Annotated in this window: 3 protein-coding genes; 1 reads left to right on the top strand and 2 read right to left on the bottom strand. The window is 55.9% G+C overall.

All coding sequences use genetic code 11. From position 1 onward, the window contains the following. Nucleotides 1-273: 273 nt before the first annotated feature. Complete coding sequence (locus ACOSYY_RS04460; protein ID WP_421661065.1) at nucleotides 274-684, top strand: hypothetical protein; 411 nt, start codon at nucleotides 274-276, stop codon at nucleotides 682-684. A 186-nt stretch (nucleotides 685-870) separates the two neighbouring features. On the opposite strand, the gene ACOSYY_RS04455 is transcribed toward ACOSYY_RS04460, so the two are convergent. Beyond that, nucleotides 871-1,797 carry a WD40/YVTN/BNR-like repeat-containing protein gene (locus tag ACOSYY_RS04455; protein WP_421661066.1) on the bottom strand — a complete coding sequence of 309 codons (927 nt, stop codon included), beginning with the start codon at nucleotides 1,795-1,797 and terminating at the stop codon, nucleotides 871-873. A 62-nt stretch (nucleotides 1,798-1,859) separates the two neighbouring features. Then, nucleotides 1,860-3,518 carry an IPT/TIG domain-containing protein gene (locus ACOSYY_RS04450; RefSeq protein ID WP_421661064.1) on the bottom strand — a complete coding sequence of 553 codons (1,659 nt, stop codon included), beginning with the start codon at nucleotides 3,516-3,518 and terminating at the stop codon, nucleotides 1,860-1,862. Nucleotides 3,519-3,666 lie beyond the last annotated feature (148 nt).

Genomic DNA, 3,666 nt, shown 5'->3' with positions numbered 1-3,666 from the left:
ATCAGAACCTCGATTCGTTTCAGCGTGTGCTCGTAATCGCGTTTTGATTTAATGGGTGCGATGGTCATGTTTCACGACGTCATTCTCGAACGACGGGCTTCCTTCCGCCGGGAACCATTTTCGAGTAAATTCTCAACCTGCGAGATCGGGTGAGAAGTCGGCCGGCCGACAGAGCCGAGACGTCCATGAATCATTGTCAGCCATCGACATCGGACTAGCCTTGAGTGCCTCGTTCCAGGTAGACTATCCGAATTCATGGAAAGAAAGCACTCGATGTTCCTCTTCTTTCACAGCATGTTATGTCTGAATCTTGGGCTCGGACTGGCGTCCTTGGCATCAGCCGAAGATCGCTTGCCCATCAATAAAATTTTAAAGCATCCCACTGACTATCAGGCTCAGGTCGTGACGGTCGAAGGACATGCAAGGGCTGTGAGCTCTTTACCGGTTCATCGTGGTACGCCAAGCTGTGGAGGCGGCTCTGTCTACGACAGCCAAGTGTTTGCGCTTCAGGATAAGTCGGGCACCATTGGAATTAGCACGACCGGCGCATGTCGGCCGAACGTGATAAAGCCGGTTGTGCAGAGCGAACATCTCCGTGTCCGTGGGATGGTGATGGCTGAGCAGAACGATCCAAAGGGGACGCCCTTGATCTACGCGCATTCGATTGATCGTGTGGCGCCATAACATTCTTTCCCTTCCCGAGCGTGGTTGACCAGCCCGGACGCTGCCTGGAGCGTCATCCCAAGAATGTCCCGGCAGCTCAATTTCAAGTGCTGTTTCGCTCTACTCACCTGATCGGAAATCCGCACCGAAAAGAAGCAGCCCTATCGTCTGAAATAGGGGAATGTTTCAGGCCATCAGGGTAGGAGATCAGCGGCCTGATTGTAGATGAACAATCGTCCCGTTTTCGCCGCTGGCCCACCCATGCATGGCATCGGGAAAGCTGAGGCCGAATAACGAGGTAGGGGCAATCGATCTTCCTTCGCTCCAGGTGTGACCGCCATCGCTCGTCCGATATAGCATCCCTCGCTCACCGACGATCCACCCTTCTTGCGGACTGGTAAAGCGCACCTTCAACAAATCCGTGAGCCTCGTGCAGGTTTTTCCGCAGGGTAAGGTCTGGTCAACCCACTTGCCCCCACCGTCCGTTGTCTGAAACAGGGCCCCCGCATTGCCAACCGCCCAGCCGGTTGCGGCATCGGTGAAAAAGACGTCGAATAGGGTCACCGCGCTCTGCATCTCTTGCGGCGTCCAGGTGATCCCCCCATCGTCTGTCGAAAGGACGGTGCCCAGCGCGCCGACGATCGCGCCCTTCTGGTCGTTGAGAAAGTGCGCTGCATAGAGCGCCGCCGTCGTGCCGCTGGCCTGTTCCACCCAATGCTGGCCGCCATCCCTGGTATGAAAGATCGTGCCGCTTCCTCCGACGACCCACCCAACCATCGGTGATGTGAAGTACATACCGTACAGCGGTTGCTGAGTATCCAGTGATTGTGGAAGCCAGGACTCTCCCCCATTCGTCGTGCGGCTCAGAAATCCTCCGGCTCCGGTCACCCATCCTGTCGATAAGTCGGCAAAGAATACAGATGTTAACAATGCAGCGGTTCCGCTCTTCACCCGCTTCCATTTCTTCCCGCCATCGACTGACTTCAGTATTATTCCCCCAGTTCCTACCGCCCATCCCTGTAGGAGCGTACGAAACTGAATGCTCATCAAGGTTGATTTCGTGCTACTCGCCTGAGTGGTGATGGAAAGATTGGAGTCTGCGCTCCCAACCGATTGAGGAACCGCTAGAATCATACCGAGGAGAGCGAAGAATGCCGCGAAAACATTCCGTCGGCAGGCGTGGAACCGAACCAGCATTATTGATTGGTACTCGCGTCAGGCGTGTGGTAATTCCAGAAATCTGGGTCCGGAACGGGAAGCCCTTTCGCTTCGATGGTGAACGGTCCTGCTTCAAGCGTGACCCATTTCTTCGGCGAACAACAGGTTCCATCGGGAAGCACGTCCCATGATCCTCGGCGAACAACCAGCGGCCCGGTCGCCAGGTTATCGAAAAACTCCCCCTTCTTTCCGATCCCGTAGAGGTTGCGGTGGGGCACTTGGACCACAATTTCTTCATCGGTCCATGATTGAACGACCGCAGCGGTTCCGTTGAACAGGACTTCGGTTCGTGACACATTCGAGACGACGGTTGCATGCTCGTGTGGTTCATTGATTTCGAGATCAGGTCGCCGCTTGTAGGATTGCTGGTTCAATCCCAAGTCGGCATGTTCAGCGGTCTTGAGAAATGTTCCGAACCCTCGACCCTTGATTGTCACGGTAGCATCTAATCCGGCCGTCCGAGGTTCATACGACTCGATGGTCGGCGTGACAAGCGTGAAGTCCCCCGCCTCAATGGCTTGGGTCCCTCGTTCGGCACAACAGAGTCCTCCTATGTTCGGCGTATTGGCACTCCGGTAAATAACGACCTTGCCGGTTTTCGCGCTGAACGGCACCCAGACATCGATTCGGTCGTCGTTCCAGCGATAGATCACCGCCGGCACCCCGCCGATTTCGACGCGATTCTCACCGATATTGAAATCCGTGAAGTTGTAAGGAGTCGACCCGCTTTCTGAGTAAAGCCCAAAGTGCTCCCCATTAATACGCAGCAACGTCCCAATAGGCGCGCTGGCGGGCCCCATGGAATTGATGCGGGGAACATGAACCGTAAACTGTGCAAGCACCCGTTCCCGCCCTTGATGTTTCAGCACAAGCGGACCCGACTCCGCGTTGAGCGGGACATGGAAAACGATGACGTCGTCTTTCCATTGGGCGATAGTCACCGGCCGGCCGCCGATCAGTACGGCATCGTCCACGAGTTCTTTGGCGTTCCCGAACCCCTGGCCGAACAACACCACTTTCGTGCCGACAGGTCCGCTGACCGGATCCACTCGAACGGTCGGAATCAGTTGCAACGGAACGGCGTTGCTCGCGACATACTCGACCGGAGCGCAGCATGATCCGTCCGGTAGTGGGTCGGAAGAAGCCAGCCGAACCACGACATCACCGTTCACCGCGTTCGCCGGGATTTCCAGTTCGATCTTGTCGTCTTTCCATCTCTTGGGACGCACCACGACCCCGCCGACCACAACGTCGTTGACACCGAACATTGTGTTCGGATCGCGCGCGCCCGCCGAGGGGCCGAAATGATGGCCGGTAATCTGAAGAGTAGTCCCTCGTTCCGCTTCCGTCGGGGTGATGGCTGCTATTCGTGGAGCCACGATAATCAGCGGTCCGGCAGACAGTTTCTTCTTTCCCATCCAGACTTCGACCGGGCCGCTGGTCGCTCTGAAGGGAACCTTGATTTCGATGATTTCCGCTTCCCATCGCTGCACTAAAGCCGGCACCCCGTTGACGGTCACCTTGTTGAACTGGGTCGACTTAAAGGATCCGAACCTTTTCCCGTTCAAAACCAGCGTTGCGCCGGGGGTAGAAGACCGAGAGGACAGTTCAATGCGCTCCTGGCCGGCATGTGCCATAAAGAGGTTCGTCCCATCCCCAAGACACATCAGCCAAAGGAGGAATGTAGTCAAGAATGTGATCAAGATAGAGATGTGTTTCATAGACAACCTATCGGGAGGATGAAGACATACCGGAAATTCGAAACACCGCATGCCCGACTTTAAC

The organism is Nitrospira sp. BLG_2 (assembly GCF_049222245.1).
Note: the sequence above shows the minus strand (reverse complement) of the source record. Positions and strands in the feature narration are given on the sequence as shown.

Coding starts and splice junctions, on each gene's coding strand:
- ACOSYY_RS04460 (WP_421661065.1), top strand. CDS start 274: ATGTTCCTCTTCTTTCACAGCATGTTATGTCTGAATCTTGGGCTCGGA.
- ACOSYY_RS04455 (WP_421661066.1), bottom strand. CDS start 1,797: ATGATTCTAGCGGTTCCTCAATCGGTTGGGAGCGCAGACTCCAATCTT.
- ACOSYY_RS04450 (WP_421661064.1), bottom strand. CDS start 3,518: ATGGCACATGCCGGCCAGGAGCGCATTGAACTGTCCTCTCGGTCTTCT.